Source organism: Caloramator australicus RC3 (genome assembly GCF_000297115.1).
GTDB classification, from domain to species: domain Bacteria; phylum Bacillota; class Clostridia; order Clostridiales; family Caloramatoraceae; genus Caloramator; species Caloramator australicus.
This window is the reverse complement of sequence record NZ_CAKP01000057.1, coordinates 1-18,078: the sequence shown is the minus strand read 5'-3', so window position 1 is coordinate 18,078 and position 18,078 is coordinate 1. Positions and strand designations below refer to the sequence as shown.

The 18,078-nt window shown below is 29.9% G+C and carries 16 protein-coding genes and 1 pseudogene; 4 read left to right on the top strand and 13 right to left on the bottom strand.

Going from position 1 to position 18,078, the window contains the following annotated elements; all coding sequences use genetic code 11:
- Nucleotides 1–258: RNA-guided endonuclease TnpB family protein (locus CAAU_RS05220; protein WP_040306021.1), on the top strand; the 258-nt coding region annotated here is incomplete at its 5' end.
- A 173-nt stretch (nt 259–431) separates the two neighbouring features.
- Nucleotides 432–2,330: a BMP family ABC transporter substrate-binding protein gene (locus CAAU_RS05215; protein WP_008908377.1), complete on the top strand. Its 1,899-nt coding sequence runs from the start codon at nt 432–434 to the stop codon at nt 2,328–2,330.
- A gap of 16 nt (nt 2,331–2,346) precedes the next feature.
- Here CAAU_RS05215 and CAAU_RS05210 read toward each other — a convergent pair whose 3' ends face one another.
- The 11 genes from CAAU_RS05210 to CAAU_RS05160 all read right to left on the bottom strand — a co-directional run bounded on the left by CAAU_RS05210 (nt 2,347) and on the right by CAAU_RS05160 (nt 11,344).
- On the bottom strand, nt 2,347–2,934 hold the full coding sequence (locus CAAU_RS05210; RefSeq protein WP_008908376.1) for a metallophosphoesterase family protein: 588 nt from the start codon (nt 2,932–2,934) through the stop codon (nt 2,347–2,349).
- A gap of 32 nt (nt 2,935–2,966) precedes the next feature.
- Nucleotides 2,967–4,355 (bottom strand): hypothetical protein, encoded by a 1,389-nt coding sequence (locus tag CAAU_RS05205; RefSeq protein ID WP_008908375.1) that lies wholly within the window; start codon nt 4,353–4,355, stop codon nt 2,967–2,969.
- A 70-nt stretch (nt 4,356–4,425) separates the two neighbouring features.
- Nucleotides 4,426–4,767 carry a type II secretion system protein gene (locus CAAU_RS05200; RefSeq protein ID WP_423219148.1) on the bottom strand — a complete coding sequence of 114 codons (342 nt, stop codon included), beginning with the start codon at nt 4,765–4,767 and terminating at the stop codon, nt 4,426–4,428.
- A 20-nt stretch (nt 4,768–4,787) separates the two neighbouring features.
- Nucleotides 4,788–5,411 (bottom strand): hypothetical protein, encoded by a 624-nt coding sequence (locus CAAU_RS05195; protein ID WP_008908373.1) that lies wholly within the window; start codon nt 5,409–5,411, stop codon nt 4,788–4,790.
- 5 nt (nt 5,412–5,416) lie between these two features.
- Nucleotides 5,417–5,971 (bottom strand): PilN domain-containing protein, encoded by a 555-nt coding sequence (locus CAAU_RS05190; RefSeq protein ID WP_008908372.1) that lies wholly within the window; start codon nt 5,969–5,971, stop codon nt 5,417–5,419.
- Between the two features lie 17 nt (nt 5,972–5,988).
- A complete protein-coding gene (gene pilM, locus CAAU_RS05185) occupies nt 5,989–6,936 on the bottom strand; it encodes a pilus assembly protein PilM (protein WP_008908371.1) in 948 nt (315 codons plus the stop codon).
- Nucleotides 6,937–6,947: 11 nt separating this feature from the next.
- Nucleotides 6,948–7,448, bottom strand: a complete 501-nt coding sequence (locus CAAU_RS05180; protein WP_008908370.1) for a type II secretion system protein — start codon at nt 7,446–7,448, stop codon at nt 6,948–6,950.
- Nucleotides 7,449–7,458: 10 nt separating this feature from the next.
- Nucleotides 7,459–7,953, bottom strand: a complete 495-nt coding sequence (locus CAAU_RS05175) for a prepilin-type N-terminal cleavage/methylation domain-containing protein (protein WP_008908369.1) — start codon at nt 7,951–7,953, stop codon at nt 7,459–7,461.
- Nucleotides 7,954–8,016: 63 nt separating this feature from the next.
- Nucleotides 8,017–8,421, bottom strand: a complete 405-nt coding sequence (locus CAAU_RS05170; RefSeq protein ID WP_008908368.1) for a type II secretion system protein — start codon at nt 8,419–8,421, stop codon at nt 8,017–8,019.
- A 12-nt stretch (nt 8,422–8,433) separates the two neighbouring features.
- On the bottom strand, nt 8,434–9,648 hold the full coding sequence (locus CAAU_RS05165) for a type II secretion system F family protein (protein WP_008908367.1): 1,215 nt from the start codon (nt 9,646–9,648) through the stop codon (nt 8,434–8,436).
- Between the two features lie 13 nt (nt 9,649–9,661).
- Nucleotides 9,662–11,344, bottom strand: coding sequence for a GspE/PulE family protein (locus CAAU_RS05160; protein WP_008908366.1), 1,683 nt, complete (start codon nt 11,342–11,344; stop codon nt 9,662–9,664).
- Between the two features lie 162 nt (nt 11,345–11,506).
- Here CAAU_RS05160 and CAAU_RS05155 point away from each other — a divergent pair, with 162 nt between their 5' ends.
- A complete protein-coding gene (locus tag CAAU_RS05155; protein WP_008908365.1) occupies nt 11,507–16,324 on the top strand; it encodes a hypothetical protein in 4,818 nt (1,605 codons plus the stop codon).
- Nucleotides 16,325–16,333: 9 nt separating this feature from the next.
- A complete protein-coding gene (locus CAAU_RS05150) occupies nt 16,334–17,563 on the top strand; it encodes a lactate/malate family dehydrogenase (RefSeq protein WP_008908364.1) in 1,230 nt (409 codons plus the stop codon).
- A 170-nt stretch (nt 17,564–17,733) separates the two neighbouring features.
- Here CAAU_RS05150 and CAAU_RS15580 read toward each other — a convergent pair whose 3' ends face one another.
- Nucleotides 17,734–17,898: a UPF0236 family protein gene (locus CAAU_RS15580; RefSeq protein WP_008908087.1), complete on the bottom strand. Its 165-nt coding sequence runs from the start codon at nt 17,896–17,898 to the stop codon at nt 17,734–17,736.
- A gap of 51 nt (nt 17,899–17,949) precedes the next feature.
- Nucleotides 17,950–18,064, bottom strand: a pseudogene (locus tag CAAU_RS15575) (UPF0236 family transposase-like protein); the annotation flags it as partial.
- Nucleotides 18,065–18,078: the final 14 nt, after the last annotated feature.

Genomic DNA, 18,078 nt, shown 5'->3' with positions numbered 1-18,078 from the left:
CATAAATTAGCCAAAGCAATAACAGAAGTATCATGGGCAGAATTTAGAAGGATGTTAGAATATAAAGCAAGATGGTATGGCAGAGAAATAATAATAGCACCACAAAATTATGCATCAAGTCAAACATGTAGTGAATGTGGATATAAAAATCCTGATGTAAAGAATTTAGCATTGAGAGAATGGAAATGTCCAAAGTGTGGTGCAGTTCATGATAGAGATATAAATGCAAGCAAGAATTTGCTAAAATTAGCCATGTGATTGGTATATATGGGGAAGGAACAGCCCTTTGAGCGTGGGTAATCTGGTAACAGAAGTTACCTTGACCACGAAGCCACCACTTCTATAAGTGGGGGTAGTTCACCATAAAATTAATTGCATGTTTTCATATTTTTATATAATATATTTTAAAAGCACTTTTATGAGGTGATCAGATGCGAAATTTTACTCCTGAAGAACATTATATAAATGCAAGGAAAATGGCCCTAAAGGAATATTCTAAAAATGCTTCCTTAGGTCAATCAGGATATCTTCCATCCTTAGAGGGGATACTTAAAAACACCGAAATAATATCAGAAATAAATATAGGGATAAAGGAAGTCCCTTTAAAGAAGATCATAGGAACATACACCTATTTAAGGAGCAGGTCCTTTGCTAAAAACTTTATGCCCATATTAAACCCTAATACAGAGTTTCAGAAAAAATGGGTTGCATTATGCACAGCCCATTTAGATGAAGGAATTAGAGATCCCATAAAGGTTTACGAGTATTTAAATTGGTATTATGTCGTTGAAGGTAACAAAAGGGTTAGCATATTAAAATATTTCGATGTATATTCAATTTATGCAGATGTAACAAGATTAATTCCAAAATACGACGAAACTAACCATGAGATAAAGCTTTATTATGAATTCCTTAATTTTAATAAGATTACTGGTATTCAATCGATATATTTTTCTAAGCTTGGAAGCTTTGATAAATTATTAAGGATATTAGAGAATTTTAATCCTAGTGAAATAAAATTTGAAGAAAATAAGTATAGATATTTTGAAAAATATATTTATATGAATTTTAGAAGATTATATCTTAACCTTGGTGGTGGCAAGCTTCCTATTACAACTGCCGATGCCTTTTTAGAATATTGCAATATATATGGATTACCGATTGAAGTTACAGATGAAGAGTTAACTCACAGAATAAGGAGTATAATTCAAATATTAAAATCAGTATCATCGATAGATGAAGAAATAAAGACAACACCGTATATAAATGAACAGAACATTATATCCACTTTAACTTCTTTAGTAAACATCAAGAAAACTTTAAAGGTTGCATTTATTTATGCAAAGGATCCAGAAAGCTCTGGTTGGACTTATGCCCATGAATTAGGCAGAAAATATGTGCAGGAGGTTTTAAAGGATCATATAACAACTGAATACTTTGCCAATATTCCCCTTGATGATACTTCATATGATGCCATAAGAAAAGTTGCCGAAAAAGATTTCGATGTTATATTTACTACAAGCCCAATATTTTTAAATTCAACTGTAAAATGTGCCATTGAATTTCAAAACATTAAATTTTTTAACTGCTCAGAATTTAAGCCCTATTCTAATGTAGGGAATTATTTCGGCAGAACCTATGAGCCAAGGTTCCTATCAGGACTTATTGCTGGTGCCTTAACAAAAACAAATAAAATAGGTTATGTAGCTACAAGTCCTGCTCCAGAAGTAGTTTCTTCAATAAACGCCTTTACTCAAGGTGTAAGGCTTATTAATCCCTTTGCTAAGATTCTAGTATCATGGACCAATGAATGGTATAGTAAAGTTAAAAACGAAGATGCAGATGATAAGCTGATAGAACTCGGAGCTGATATAATTGCAAATATTACCATTGATGAGGATCATCCAATTACAAAGGAATATGGTGTATATTCTATGCTAACTTCTATCAATGATAAAAAGCCCGATAAATATCTTGCCGCTCCAATTTGGAGATGGGGAATATTCTATGAAAAAATACTAAATAGCATATTGAATGGAAGCATAAAGACGATTTCAGACCTTTTTAATAACACCAACCGTCTTGTAAACTTCTGGTGGGGAATCGACTCTGGCGTTTTAGATATATATTATTCAAAGGATAATATTCCCCTTGAAACCCAAAAACTTGTTGAACATATGAAAAGGATGGTTATTAGCAATATATATCACCCATTTACCGGCCCTATTTACGATAAGGATGGAAATCTTAGGATTGAACCTGACGAGATTGCAACCCTTGATCAAATACTTAATATGGACTGGTTTGTAGAAGGTGTCGAAATAATTTAGGGAGGCATAAACCTCCCTAATATTCTAAAATGTAATATTGATACGCATTTATTATGGTTGTGTTCTTATATTTAATAATCCTTTCCTTGTTACCATAATTAAGATGCATATGACCGTGGATAAAATATTTAGGCTCATATTTATCTATAAGCCTATTAAAGGCCTTAAACCCTTCATGACATTTATCGTCACCATCTCCAAGGCCATAGGCTGCTGCATGAGTTACTAAAATGTCAAATCCGTTATGCCACCAAATTCTCGGCCTTAGCTTTGCAATCCGCATTTCCATTTGTGCCTCTGTATATTGAAGTAAGCTACTATTGTAAAATTTGCTACCACCAAGGCCTACAATTCTTATTCCTTTGTATACAACCAATTTATCATCTATACATTGACATCCCTCTGGAGGATTGGTCAAATAATCAGTATCATGGTTGCCATGGACATAAAGCAAAGGTGCCTTTATCATCGTTACTATAAAAGATAAATATTCAGATTTTAAATCCCCGCAGGATATAACAAGCTCAATATCCTTAAATCTTTCTGGATTAAAATAATCCCAAATATATTTTGATTCCACATCCGAAAGAAGTAGTATTTTCACGCTAACCCAACCTTTTTAAGTTGTCCTCTTTATCAATTATTTACTCTAATCTGCCTCCTTGTCAAGATATTAATGCTTGTGGTGAAATTAGAAAAATTTAAATCCTTTACTATCTTCACATCGTTACCTTGATCTTGTAATTTGAAATATTTAATTATTTTGTCATATGTGGTTTGATCTATTTTATTAACGTTTTTAAGTTCATTTAAAATCAGTATCCAATATTTCGAAATATTTTGATCATACTTGACTGTAATGGTTTTATTGCTTTCATTATCTTTAAATGAACTTTTATATATATTATATTGCTGATCTACAACGTTGTATTGTTGAATACTATTATCCCTATCAAGCTTATCTACCATTATATTACCATATATAGTTATATTATTGGTTGATTTTATATATAGATTATTTTTTGAAGCTATTAATACTTTATATCCATCATAGTTTGAAAGGTCAATATCGATGTTGCTACTATTGCTATTCTTATCAAGATAAATATAGATTTTATTAGCATTATCAATTACTATAACTTCATCATGGTTTCCAACAACTGAAAAATCAACATAATCATCAATTTTTTTAATCGGTTCATTTTCATGACTTGCAACTACTAAAGGTTTTTGAAATAAGATATTATCAGTTATAAGGGGAAGATTCCCTTCAACAAATCCCCCGCCTTCTGGCTTAAATTCGCAGTTGAGCAAAATATAATTCTTAGTATTGTCTGTTTTATCCTTAGAACGTATTATTATGGTTTCCCTTGGGTAAGATTCTGAAATAAGATTGAAATCCTCAAATGATGAATTAAATTGGTTTCCTAAAACCTTTGAAAACTCAAGATCTTTAATTGCTTCATTATATAAAAGAATTTTAAAGTCTACGTTTGGATAAATAGGAGACAGTATTTTATTATAAATATATTCAACGGCTTGTCTCCAATAATCTATTTCAATTTTTTCATTTAACATCTCAACCTGAAGATTTAAATTTAAAAGTTGATCATCAGCTTTATCCACTAAATATGTCTTTAAATATTCTTTATATTTTTTTATATAAATTTTACTTAAATTTTCTTTATAAGCATTATAAGCTGCATCATCATTATTGGGGTTGTTATCATTAATCTGAGCCATATATTGATCATATATTATTTTAACTTCAGGGCTTTCTGTATTAACATTTCCATCTTTAAAGCAATATTCATAGGCCTCCCTTCTTGCTTTTTCCGAAAAGGCCTCAAGAATAAACAAAGTTAATTCAATTGCTGAATCTCCATTGTAGAAGTTCTCATTTTTTGAAACAAAACTATCGCTTTGTTTGTAGGATGCTACTGAAAATTGCAAAAGTCCAACGCTTAAAGTCAGAAGGATGGAAAATATTAATATCACAAAAATCAATGCAGAACCTTTTTTCATAAATATCACTCTCATTGCATTATCAATATTGTTTCCTGCTTAACCGTTTCGTAATTATTTAGAGTCTTATTTAATTTCTTAATAATAACATTAATTTTTTTATTTTTCTTATTTTCTCTGCCTGGTCATTTGGGCTTTCTACTTTAAACTTTGCTATTTCACCTACATCCTCAAAGTAAATTTTATACTCAGCAATCCCATTTTCTAGATGCTCAAAGTATGAGTTTGAAGGATCAATCTTATATTTTTCTATATAAATAGTCATTATTTGCCCAACATCAAGTTTGTCTGAAGATGTTTTATTTATTTTCATTATAAAATCCGACATAGTAAAAAGTGGAATCATCAGTATCCCTAATATTGCAATAGATACTAATACCTCAATTAATGTTAAACCATTAAATTTTTTAATATTTTCACGTCCCTTCCTGATTATTTAAAGGGATTTGTCTTCCCTATGCTATTATTTAAATCAGTCCATTCCCTCTCAGGTGCCTTTTCATCATCATATCCAAAGAAGTATAAATCAAACGTTGAATCTAATATCCCCGTTGACTTACCAGAAATCGGTTTTAACAAAATATTATCTATCATATATAGGGTATTAAAATCCTTTGTTTCTTTTAACATTTTTTTAAAATTTTCATAGTTAATTTGCGTATTTAATGTTATCTTATAAAAAAATATTTTGTCTATTTTTTTATTATTTTTTTCAAAGATAAATTGCTGTTTCTTTTCAATTGGAATATCACCAATTCTAGCGTCATATTTTCTTAGCAAATTTAAAGAATCTATTAATACAAATTTCTCATCCAAATTTTTTGGTAATTTCAATGAAATATCATTATATTCTTGATTGATTTGTTGCATTTTTTCCTTATTTGAATTATATATAATAATTGCTTTATTTAACTGTTCCTCCTTGCTTGTAAGCTGGATATTTTCCTGCTTTAAAGCTTCAAGTTTTGAATTTAGATTTTGGTAAAAATAATAATATAAAACACCAATCAAAAGCATTATTAAAATAAAAATCAACTTCTTATCTCTCTCCGTCATATCGCTCACTTCCTAACTATATCAGCTGTTATTGTAGTTCTAATCTGACCCTCATAATTAGTTATCCCATTAATGCTTATATTTTTAAAACAATCATAGTTTTGTAAGTTATAAATAAACTGAGCAATATTTTCCTCTTTATTTGTAACTACCATCATAGTTAATTTTTCTTTTGATATGTTTAAATTTTCTATTTTTAAATTTGTCGGAATTTTACTTTCTATTTCTGTTAAAATGTTGTATAATGAATTATTACCTTCAATTATATCCTTCATAAATATTTGTTTATTTTCAAGTAACCCCTTCATTATTTGAAATCTTTCAATTTCAGATTCAATATTTTTATACTTTTCTATATTTGATTTAATTTTATCATTCATAGTTTTATAGGAATTGATATTAAATAACATAAATAATGTGATAATTGCGAAAATAAATATTTCAATTCCTATAAGCCAAAGATATTTTGCAAAATTAAAATCTTTATGTTTTCCATATCTATAATATGCCTCTAGGAAATTTATGTCCTTATCTTTTAGCAGCAAGCTGTGGTTAAACATAAAATCTCTCCTTAACTCTAAAGTAGCCCTGCAATTGGAACTATAAAGGAATTTAAGTCATAGTTTTGAGTTAAATTATCCAAAAATTGAAGATTTTCTAAAACTTGTGTTTTGACGCCTGTTTTTTGTTGCAGAAGCAAACTCAAATTAAAATACTTTGCAAGCTCTCCTGTTAAAATAATTGAATTAATATCTGTTCTTTCCTTAGCAATATAAAACTCCAATAGTTTATAAATATTCTCCAAAGCTTCATTTAATATATATTGATCTTGAATAAAATCTTCTCTATCCTTATTTTTATACATTTCAATAAGATCAAATGGGAAAGTTTTAGTCATTTGAATTACGTTATCCTTTACTATCACCGCAGTTAAAAAACTCCTTTGCAGATTCACAATCATAGAAATATTATTAGGAGCCATTTCAATGGATTGCCCCATGCTTTTTGATAATAATTTTGCAATCACATTAGGCTCAATGTCTATTTTGTTTATTTTTATATTTAATTTGTTTGCTATACTAATAACCTTTTCTATCATCTTCTTTTGAAGCGCAAAAACTAAAATTCTTTGTTTTTTAATAATTTTATTTTCTTTATAGGTATTTATTAATTTATAATCAATTATATATTTTTCTAAATCAACAGGAAAATATTGGGATGCTTCAAATTTTAAAAGATCATATATTTTATCCCGTCTTATATTAGGAATTACTATTTCTCTAACCAATAAATTTGATACACCAGATAGTATGATATTTAAGCTCTTTTTTGTTAATTTATTTTCTGAAAAAAACTTATTTAGTTTTTCACAAACTTCAATTTCATCTAAATCCAATACTGATTTATTTATTCCTACGTCAAAACTTATTTCTCCTACTCTTTTTATATTAACTTTTTTCCCCATTTTACCTTCTATTACCTTAATATAATTATTACTAATTTCTACGCATACTTTTTCAAACATAAAAATCCCCTTCAATTTCTAATTGTATAGCTTAAAGTATATGTTTTTATTGTTTTTTTATCTTTAAAATCCACAACTAACGTAATAGTAATAAGCCGATTTTGTTTTGTAATATTAAGTTGCTTTATGTTGCCATTTAAAACTAGATTATTAGAAGTTTTGTTACTTTGCAAATCCGTTTTTTGAACGTATATAGAGTTATTACTATAGGTAACTTCTATTTTAACTCCATTAGACGTATTTTCACTAAACAAAACTTGATTATTATTTTTGGGCACTATAAATATCAACTTGTTATCTTTAGCATCAATCGTTTCCTGATAGGATGATTGAAGCGATGTAAAGATATAATCTAAAAATGATTTTGCTTGAGTTTCAATATAGGCTTTGTTCTTTTCTCTATAGGCCATTTTTATATTGTTAATTAAAATATTATAACCAACTTCTAATACTATAAATAAAATAAGTGCAACAACTAACATTTCAACAAGTGTAAAACCTTTTTTTCTCATATAATCATCCCTATTTAACCTTTATGTTTCCTGGTGGAAGTGAGTTGATTTCTATCACCTTTTTTATTGATGGATTGTTCCTTTCACATATTTCTACATATAAATTTTCATTTTCTAATTTTGTTCCATCATCGTATTTAACTATTACATTGCCATTTGATGAAAACATTATTGATACAGAATTTTGAAGTGTCAAAGTGGAACTATCATTTTTTATAATAATGTCAACGTTAACTAACTCTATTTCCTTTTGGGCATTATTTCCTTTAAGTTCAACATAAAATTTATCTCCGATTTTTTTAATTTCTACATGCCAACTTTCATAATCCATCTCTTTACTTGAATTTTCATAAGTTTCCTTTAACATTGATGCAATTTCATTAGCATAACTATCAACCCTTGAGCTTTTACCTAGCCTAACAAAATTAAGTGTTGTTACTGCAGCGATGATACTAATTATAGCAAGAACAATTATAATTTCAACTAATGTGAAGCCTTTATTCATGTGAAACCACTTCCATTATTTAATTAATTTAAACCAGAGGTAAACCAAACCTCTGGTTTATTATTAATAATTCGCTTCTGGATTTGGATATAAAATGTGATAATTGTCTTGATTATCTTTAACACCTATTGTTAAAATTCCATTAGCAGCATCATATTTATATTCAAATTCAACATCATATTTCTTTGATTTTGGTATTGAACTAATATACTTGTTAAGGTTACTTATATTAGTAGTATTAACAATTTTCCAAGCATTTTGTGTATCAGCTAATGTAATCTGCCCTTCTGCAACTCCCTGGGTTATTGCACCTGCCAAAGCTTTCGCATTTGCAATATCAGCAGTTGATTTTGACTTATTTATTGAATTTAATGCTTGTGGAACAGCAATACCTGCTAAAACAGCTATAATAGCTAAAACCACAACCATTTCAATCAATGTAAAACCTTTCTTTTTTCTCTTTTCCATAACAAAACCCTCCTAACCTAAATTCATGTTACCATAAAGTTTAAACATCGGTAAAATTATTGAAGCTAGCATAAAACCTACTATTAGTGCTAAAAAAACTATCATGACCGGTTCAAAGACTGCAGTTAGCCTTGCTACTGAGTTTTCAACTTCATTTTCATAAAAATCTGCTAATTTTGTAAGCATCTCTTCTAAAGTTCCACTCTCTTCCCCAGTTTTTATCATAACAGGAACAAGAGTTGGGAAAATCTCTAGATCTTCAATTGGTCTACTTAATCCCTCACCCCCCTTCACCCTTTCAGCAACATCTTCAAATTGCTTTTCTATATAGGCATTGCCTAATAGTTTTTTTGTTGTATCAATCGCAGCAACTAAAGGAACTCCAGCATCGATTAAAGTAGAAAGAGTCCTTGAAAATCTTGCGATTGATGCATTTAATGATATATTCCCTATTATAGGAATTTTAAGCTTTAATGTTGAAAAAAATATACTTCCTGATGGTGTTTTTTTGTATATATTTATTAAAATAGATATCAATATAATCATTATAAGAAGCATCAACCAATAATTCTTAATAAATGAACTTGTAGATAGAATAAATTTAGTTGTTGGAGGCAATTCAACGCCTAAATCATTAAATAGCCCTACAAATGTCGGAATTACAAAAATCAAAAGAAGATTTAGCACAATTACTGCAACTAATAAAACTATAGCTGGATACATAAGTGCATTTGTAACCTTTTGCTTGAGCTTCATGTCCTTTTCAAAGTGGTAAGCCATTTTCTCAAAGGAATTATCTAAAGATCCACTCACCTCTCCTGCTTCTACCATATTAATAAGCAAATCTGGAAATACGTCTTTATTTTCCATCATCGACTCAGATAATGTTTTCCCCTTTTTAACATCCTCATATAGATTATTTACAGCCTTAACAAGCCTTTTATTTGAGAGCTGATTTCTTATTACCTCTAAAGAAGTCAAAAGTGTAAGCCCCGCTTCCAATAAAGTTGCAAGCTGTCTACAAAACAAATATAAATCCTTTGAAGATACTTTGTTTAAAAACTTAATACTTATCTCCTTGTTAAATAAATTTTTCTCACCAATGTCAATAATATAATATCCCTTTGATTTTAATTGTGATAAAGCAGTTTCAAGGTCATTAGCTATAACATTACCCTTTATTCTTTTCCCTCTGCTGTTAATTGCTTCATAAAAAAACTCCGCCATAGTCATCCCTCTTTTAATCCATAGAATAGGTTACCCTTAAGTATTCCTCAAAGGTTGTTTCCCCCATCAATACCTTCTGTTTGCAACTCTCTTTAAGTGTAACAAGCCCCTTTTTAACTGCTAAATCCTTTAATTCATCACTGCTGGAAGTTTTTAAAATAGAATTTCTTAATTCTTTATCTATAACCAATATTTCATAAATGCCTGTTCTTCCCATATATCCTTTATTGCCACAGTATGAACATCCTTTTCCTTTATATAGCTTTATATTTTGAATATCATTAATACCTAAAGCATTAATTTCTGTTTCATCCGGAATATACTCCTCTTTACAATGGGGACATATTCTTCTTACAAGCCTTTGGGCAATTACACCAACCAATGAAGAGCTAATCAAATAATTTTCAATCCCCATATCCACAAGCCTTGTTACGGCACTTGCTGCATCGTTTGTATGTATAGTTGATAGAACAAGGTGTCCAGTTATCGCTGCACGAACTGCTATTTCAGCAGTTTCTTTATCTCTAATTTCCCCTATCATAATAATATCTGGATCTTGTCTTAGAATCGATCTTAAAGCTATCGCAAAGGTTAATCCAGCCTTTGGGTTTACTTCGACTTGATTTATACCATATATCGTGCTTTCTACAGGGTCTTCTACTGTTATAATGTTTTTGCTTCCTGTATTAAGTTCTCTTAAAATCGTATACAAAGTTGTTGATTTTCCACTTCCTGTAGGACCACTAACTAAAATGATCCCATGCGGGGATGAAATTATTTTATCAAACAGCTCCAAATCGTGTTTTAAAAATCCTAAATTGGTTTTATCCTTTAAAAACGCCCTTTTATCTGCTATCCTTATTACTACCTTCTCACCATAAACTGTTGGTAAACTTGAAATTCTCATGTCATATTCCTGTTCAAAATACGTATATGAAGTTCTTCCATCCTGCGGAATTCTTCTTTCTGCTATATCCATATTTCCTAAAACCTTTATCCTGGCAACAAGGGCTGAATGAAGCTCAATTTCCATCTTCATAATTTCATAAAGTATTCCGTCGATTCTAAATTTTATCTTTAGCTCCTCTTCAAAGGGCTCTATGTGAATATCGCTGGCCCTTTGATTTATTGCCTGTTCAAATATCGAATTTACTAATTTTATAATCGGCGCAGAGGCTGATTCATCTTCAGCAGCATTTTTATTTCTTTCAGTTTTAAATACCTTGCTTTCCTTCTTAAATTCCTCAGCAGCTTTAAGGGCCTCTTGTTTGCCATAATACTTATCTATTTGTCTTTTTATTTCATCGGATTTTGCTATAACCGGTTGAACGTTTTTACCGCTATAAATTTGAACATCTTCTATTGCAAATATATTTAAAGGATCAGCCATTGCTACATATAGCTTGTCCTTTTCAAGCTTAATAGGAATCAATGTATGTCTTTTGGCAATGCCTTCAGAAATAAGCTTTACTGCATCTTGTTCTATTGGAAATCTATCAAGCTTAACATGGGGTATTCCAAGTTGAAATTCTAAAACCTCAATAATTTGATCCTCTGAAATAAACCCCTGCTCAACTAATATTTCCCCAAGCTTTTTCCCACTACTTTTCTGTAATGTTAGAGCCTTTTGAAGCTGTTCTTGGGTTATTAAACCTGCCTCTATTAAAACTTCACCTAGCCTCTTTTTAGTTTGCATAGACCATTTCCTTTCGGTAGTTTAGTTCAATCTCTTATTGTAATTATAAGGTAATTTTGATTTCTTGTAAATAAACCCTTCGTTTTTAAAAAAACATATTTATTGAATAAATCTTCATTTTTTGAGATAATATTAGTAAATTCAAACCTTGAGGTGATTTCTATGGAAAATATAAATATTTTTAATATTCTGAAGTATGAAATGGATAACTTGTTGTATAATCATATTTTAAATCAAAATATTAATCTAATTAAAAATTTTATTAACGATGACCTTATAGAAAAATTAGAATCCCTAGTAAGGAATAAAAAATTTACAGCAAAAGAACTTTATAATGAAGTTTACGATAATATTAAAGTTTTAGGTCCAATTCCCGAAAACTTCTTGCAATATTTATATGAATATACTCTATCTAAATCCTTTCCAAATGCTGTAACAATAAAATTATATGATGATTATTCATTGGTATGCGAAATATTTTTATTATTATTTTCTATTTTAAATAGAATTCAAAAATATTACGATGATAATTCTTGGCAAGGAAGGTTTCCACTGATATTTTTAAATGAAGACGAAATAGATAGCGAAATGAGAACAGAATATAGCAGGTTCTTAAAGGCATTCAACAGTGAATACATTTATGAGCTTATGAAATTACATAAAGAGCTAACCCAGCATAATACCTTAGATCATATTTGCGGCGTTCATTCTCTTGCACTATATATTGCAAGACAGGTAAAGGCTTCTGGCCTCCCTATTAGCCTTGCTAAAATTTCAGGAGCAGCCGCCGGTCACGATATAGGTAAATTCGGATGTAGGCCTCAAGAGTTAAAAAAAATACCCTACCTTCATTATTACTATACAGATATGTGGTTTAAAAAGAATAATATCATGTATATAGGCCATATTGCCGTTAATCATTCCACTTGGGATTTAGAACTTGAGAATCTTCCAATCGAATCATTAATCCTTATATATTCTGATTTTAGGGTGAAAAATAAAAAAATAGGTGAAGGACAAAAGATGCATATTTTCTCTCTGGAGGAGTCCTTCGATGTAATATTGCAAAAACTCGATAACGTCGATAGAAAAAAAAGAAAAAGATATAGAAAGGTTTACGCAAAATTAAAGGATTTTGAAGACTATTTAATTAGCCTTGGTATAAATGTCGACTTAGAAAAGAGTCAACCTAAAGAAGAGAAAAGTAAAATAAACTATTCACTACTACAAGGCAAAGATGTTATAAATCACCTTAAGTTTGCTGCAATTTATCACAACATCAATTTAATGCATCGCCTTCGCGACGAAGCTTCACTAAATCTTATGCTGGAGGCTGCAAGAAGCCTTTCGGATAAAAATAATCTTAGGGAATACCTAAGTGTATTTGAGGAATATTCCCAGTATTTAACTCAACATCAAAAGATATTAATGCTAAAATTCTTATACGATGAAATGTTAAACCCAGAAGATGATATTAGAAAGCAGTGTGCCCAGCTTATAGGAACATTAATTGCCACCTTTGATGAAGAATACAGAAAGGAAGTTCCTGAGGATATTAACATAGAAAATCCTTCAATTACTAGCTTGGACCTTTTAAAACAATATATTAAACTTTTTTTAAGCCCCGATGAAAGGTTATTAGACTTACATAAGGGATGGATTGGCTACAATTTTAGCACAATGCTATCGTCGCTATTTAAAAACTGTAGAAGAAATCAAGTTAATTCTTACAAAGAGGTTTTAAAAGAAATTTACAAAACTTCACCTCCTAAATACAATTTAATCTTTATGATAGAGGCAATTAAATATATTCCTATAACTGAAGATGATGATATTTTTATTGAATTTCTCCTTAACAATTTTACATCAGACAATTTAGTTTATGTTTTATCCGCCCTTGATACAATAGATAAACTTTTAGAAAAATACCCGACTATCCCTAAAATGAGAACAATAAAGGAACATTTAATTAAAAATATGAACAGCAATTATTTTGAAGCCGAGGAATATATTAAGACTAAAATACTTTTAAAATTAGGTTATCCAATTGAGCTCGATATAAATAAATACGAAAACAAGATATCAGATATTTCCCTTAGCAACTTAAAAACAGCTACCAGCTGGATTGTAAAAAGGATTCAAATAGAAATGCTCTACGATTATGCCATAAGCAATATTAAAACCTCAGGGCTTTATATTGCAATTCACTTCTGCAATATATTAAAGGTTAGTGCCTATGAAAGCGTTAGAAATAAAGCAGGAGAAATGCTTGTTAAACTTATTCCATATCTTACAATGGAACAGCGAAACGACATAGTTGTAGAATTATTAAGGGCACTTGAAATTGAAGGTTATCAATTTACTAAATATATCCCTGAATATTTAGGCCAAATAGTCCTATATTTAAAACCTGTTGAATTAAATGAGGTTGTTGATGACTTTGTAGAAAAAATTAAAACTGCAGGTGTGCAAATAAATACACTTCTTTTAAAGACCATAGGTATATCTATAGCTAACTATTTTAAATATAAAATAAATTTTTACGAGGACAATAACCTATACTATCATAGATTAAATAGGCTATTAGGTGTTTTGATGAATGGCCTTGTCCATTATAAAAATTCTATAAGAAGGACGGCAATTAGTGTAATAGGAAAAATCATATTTGAAAATAATACTCTAAAATTTGAAGAAAAAGTAAAAATATTTAACTTAATCGCTAAAAAGCTTTTAACTTTGATTCCAGAAGATAAAAACGACGACCTTCAATTTTTCTCAAATTCAGCATCGTTAAATCATATTTATAGGTTTATCTCAGAATATATAAATACAATAGGCAATATTGAATTAGAGCCAGAAAATAAAATTGCCTTTTTCCCTGGAAGTTTTGACCCCTTCTCCTTAAGCCATAAAGAGATTGCAAAGGCGATCAGGGATTTAGGATTTACTGTTTATCTACAAGTAGATGAATTTTCTTGGTCAAAGCAAACTCTTCCAAACCTTTTAAGAAGAAACATTATAAATCTTTCAGTAGCAGATGAGCTAAAAATTTATATATTCCCAAAGGATGTCCCGATAAACATAGCAAATGTTAATGACCTTAAAAAGCTTAAGGACATTTTCCCTCATTCAGAAGTATACCTTACCGTTGGCAGCGACGTTATTAACAATGCCTCTGCCTATAAAATAGCTGAGGGCGATTTTAACATTTATAATTTCCCACATATAATATTTGAAAGAAGGAGTCTTTTACACACTCCTACAAATGATAGTTTAAATCTACAGGATTATTCAAAATTTAAAAAGGACATAATTAAACTTTCCCTTCCCCCACAATATGAGGATATTAGTTCTTCACAAATTAGAAATTATATAGATAAAAATAAAAATATATCTGCCCTTGTTGACCCCTTAGCTGAAAGATACATTTTTGAGAATGGTTTTTATAGAAGGGAGCCACAATATAAATCGATAATTAAAACAGTATCAATTGATATTGCAGTTTACGATGAACCAAGCAGTGAATTGATTTCTTTGCTTTCTACATTATTTAAGGATAAACGTGAACTTTATAAACAAAAATTAATATCCATGTCACAAAAATACAATGCAAGATTTTTAGTAATAAAGGACATAAAAGAGGATAAAATATTAGCCTTCTCTGCCTTCCATTGGCTAAGAAGTTCATCTTTATATTTAGAACTTTTTGACGCTATTGCAACTGAATATATAAGAGAAAACGCAGTTGGCAGAATAATAATGATTGATGCACTTTATATTAATAAAGATAATAGTTATAAAAATATTGATAAAATACTTTTAACCGAAACTTTAGCCTTTTGCATCGCTAAAGACTATGATTACGCTATTTATAAAGATTGTTTAGAACTAAATGACGAAGAAATCATAAATAATTTAGCTCTATACGGTTTTATAAAAATTCCACATTCTGATGATGTATATGCAGTTAATATGAACTCCCCCTGCACGATTAATCTTGATATTGAAAACGTTTTAAAGGAACCATTTAGAAGTAATTCAAACATCGCTTTAACAATTGAAAAAACACGCAAAAAACTTTTAGAGGCCCTTGTAAATCTATATCCTGGCAGTTTACTCTTGCCTATCGATATGGATATTGTTCACGAAAGTTTAGTAAGGAAGATATGTAAAGAAAATGGTGTATCAACTATTCCTCAAAAGGATAAAAAATATGGCCCCTTTATGTGTGTTCCCTTTGGCAATTTTTTAAATAGATACATCGTTCCAAATACAGTCACGAAATCATTACACACTGAAAAATTTTTTGAACCAGATATGAAAAGCTTTACTATAAAAGCCTATCCTTATTACCTTGAAATAGAAAACCAGGTTAAAATGATAAAATCCTTTAATAGACCGGTAATCTTAATTGATGATGTTCTGCATAAGGGCTATAGAATTAAGGCATTAGATCCTCTACTAAAAAAAGAAGATGTAAAGGTTCATAAAATTATCGTTGGTATACTTTCAGGAAGAGGAAAAGAAATAATGGACGTTCAAAAAAGAGATGTTGACTGCGTTTACTTTATACCTAAACTTCGTCATTGGTTTAATGAAAATTTACTTTATCCATATATAGGTGGTGACATTCTCTGGAGGGGTGAATATCCAAAGAGAAATTTAATTGCATCTGTAAACTTAATTTTACCCTATACATCTCCTACATTTATTAAAAAAGCATCAAAAAAGGCTATATATGATTTATCCAAAATATGCCTTGAAAATGCCTTTGATATATTAAAGGCAATAGAAGAAGAATATCAAAATATCAGGGAAAGGAATTTAACTTTATCAAATCTTGGAGATGTGTTTATTTCTCCAAGATATCCAGACCACGGTAAGGATATAAACTTTGATCTGAGCCTACCTCCTTCACATTATCTTAAAAATGACATTGAGCTCCTTGAAAGAATGGAAAACATTCTTATTCGCGAATGAGGTGTTGATATGTATTATTATAAATTACAAGATAAGTCTATTTTTTCATCTGATAAATATAATCTACCTTCTATTTCAGAAGAACAATGCTTTAAGCAAGATATAATATACTTCTTTGGCAGAATGCCTTTAGCAAAATCAAGGAGAAGTTTCGTCGTAACTTCTCCTAGTGAACTTTTTCTTAAGGAAGAGGATATTGAAATATTAAATCAAAATATGGATTTTTATGAATTGCCACAAGGGCTTATAGACAAAATAACCCAAAGAAAATTGATTTATATAAACACTAATTATAGTGATTGGCAAGATTTTTATTCCTTCAAGGCAAACTTTAATAAAATAAACATAATTGGTCTTGGAGATGTTGGTGGAATTTTGTTAACAGGTCTTAGATTGATGGGAAAAAATATTATTGAATCCATAGGCATTTACGATAAGAACATCGAAAAAATGAAAAGATGGTTCTATGAAGCTAACCAAATTCTTGAGCCCTTTAGTAAGGATAAATATCCAAAAGTTTCAATCCTCAATGAAGAAGATATATTTGATTGCGATATATTGATATTTTGCGTAAGTTCCAATGTCCCCGGACTTGATGAAAAGGGCGATGTTAGAATGCTTCAGTTTGAAGGAAATTCAAAAATAATAACGCAGGTTGCTAAAAATGCTCGTAAAAATGGTTTTAAGGGTATCTTTGCCGTAGTTTCTGATCCTGTTGACCTTTTATGCAAAGTAGCCTTTGTTGAAAGCAATAAAAATGAAAATGGCACTTTCGACTATAAGGGGCTAAAACCCGAACAAATAATTGGTTTTGGTCTTGGTGTTATGAATGCAAGGGCCAGCTTTTATTCAAAATTAATAAATGGTGCCGAAAATTACGACACAGAAGGAAGAGTTTTTGGACCCCATGGTAAGGACATTGTCGTTGCAAACAGCATTGTTAATTATGATGATGAGGTTTCAATTGAACTTACAGAAAGGGTAAAAAATGCAAATATAGATGTTAGAATGACGGGCTTTAAACCCTTTATCGCTCCCGCCCTATCTTCAGGGGCTCTATCGATTATTTCCCTAATAAAAGGGGACTGGTTTTACGGCTCTACATTTATTGGAGGAACTTATTTTGGTTGCAAAATGCGTATTAATAAAGGTTTCATTGAAATTGAAAGGAATCCTTTAAACGAAAGGTTATTAAATAGAATAAAAGAAAGTTATAGGAAACTAGGTGAAATTATATGATATTTGTCATTACTACTCCTAAAAAGGGAAAAACATTAAACAATATGCTAAAAAGTTTTCTCTCTGATAAACCTTATAAAATTATGATAGTGTCAAGATATTGTAGGTTAATTTTTATAGACAACCCCTTAAATTAGCTAGTTTCAAGGCGTTTGTTAAATTTAAAAAACTTAAATTATATTTTCATATTTTATTGATTTTAATATCCTGTAAATTGGCGTTACTTTCCCTATGTTCAATATCGTTATATTATTCATAACTTCACGTGAAGATTTATTTATCTTTCTTATCGCTTCTTTTATTTTCTTCTTACTTACCTTGAAGGCTTTTTTCATCTTCCTTAAACACACTTATTTCCCTTAAATTTCCTCCATTCTTGCTAAATACCCTTAGCTTTGCCATTATCTTTAATCCTTCCTTGCTCCATCCTAATGGCCTGCTGCTTAATCTCGCCGATAATACATGGCTTACATGCCCTTCTGCGCTGCATCCTATTACATCATCGTCATCTTATA

Coding starts and splice junctions, on each gene's coding strand:
- CAAU_RS15580 (WP_008908087.1), bottom strand. CDS start 17,898: ATGAAAAAAGCCTTCAAGGTAAGTAAGAAGAAAATAAAAGAAGCGATA.
- CAAU_RS05180 (WP_008908370.1), bottom strand. CDS start 7,448: ATGAGAAAAAAAGGTTTTACACTTGTTGAAATGTTAGTTGTTGCACTT.
- CAAU_RS05165 (WP_008908367.1), bottom strand. CDS start 9,648: ATGGCGGAGTTTTTTTATGAAGCAATTAACAGCAGAGGGAAAAGAATA.
- CAAU_RS05190 (WP_008908372.1), bottom strand. CDS start 5,971: ATGTTTAACCACAGCTTGCTGCTAAAAGATAAGGACATAAATTTCCTA.
- CAAU_RS05195 (WP_008908373.1), bottom strand. CDS start 5,411: ATGACGGAGAGAGATAAGAAGTTGATTTTTATTTTAATAATGCTTTTG.
- CAAU_RS05155 (WP_008908365.1), top strand. CDS start 11,507: ATGGAAAATATAAATATTTTTAATATTCTGAAGTATGAAATGGATAAC.
- pilM (WP_008908371.1), bottom strand. CDS start 6,936: ATGTTTGAAAAAGTATGCGTAGAAATTAGTAATAATTATATTAAGGTA.
- CAAU_RS05150 (WP_008908364.1), top strand. CDS start 16,334: ATGTATTATTATAAATTACAAGATAAGTCTATTTTTTCATCTGATAAA.
- CAAU_RS05170 (WP_008908368.1), bottom strand. CDS start 8,421: ATGGAAAAGAGAAAAAAGAAAGGTTTTACATTGATTGAAATGGTTGTG.
- CAAU_RS05215 (WP_008908377.1), top strand. CDS start 432: ATGCGAAATTTTACTCCTGAAGAACATTATATAAATGCAAGGAAAATG.
- CAAU_RS05160 (WP_008908366.1), bottom strand. CDS start 11,344: ATGCAAACTAAAAAGAGGCTAGGTGAAGTTTTAATAGAGGCAGGTTTA.
- CAAU_RS05205 (WP_008908375.1), bottom strand. CDS start 4,355: ATGAAAAAAGGTTCTGCATTGATTTTTGTGATATTAATATTTTCCATC.
- CAAU_RS05175 (WP_008908369.1), bottom strand. CDS start 7,953: ATGAATAAAGGCTTCACATTAGTTGAAATTATAATTGTTCTTGCTATA.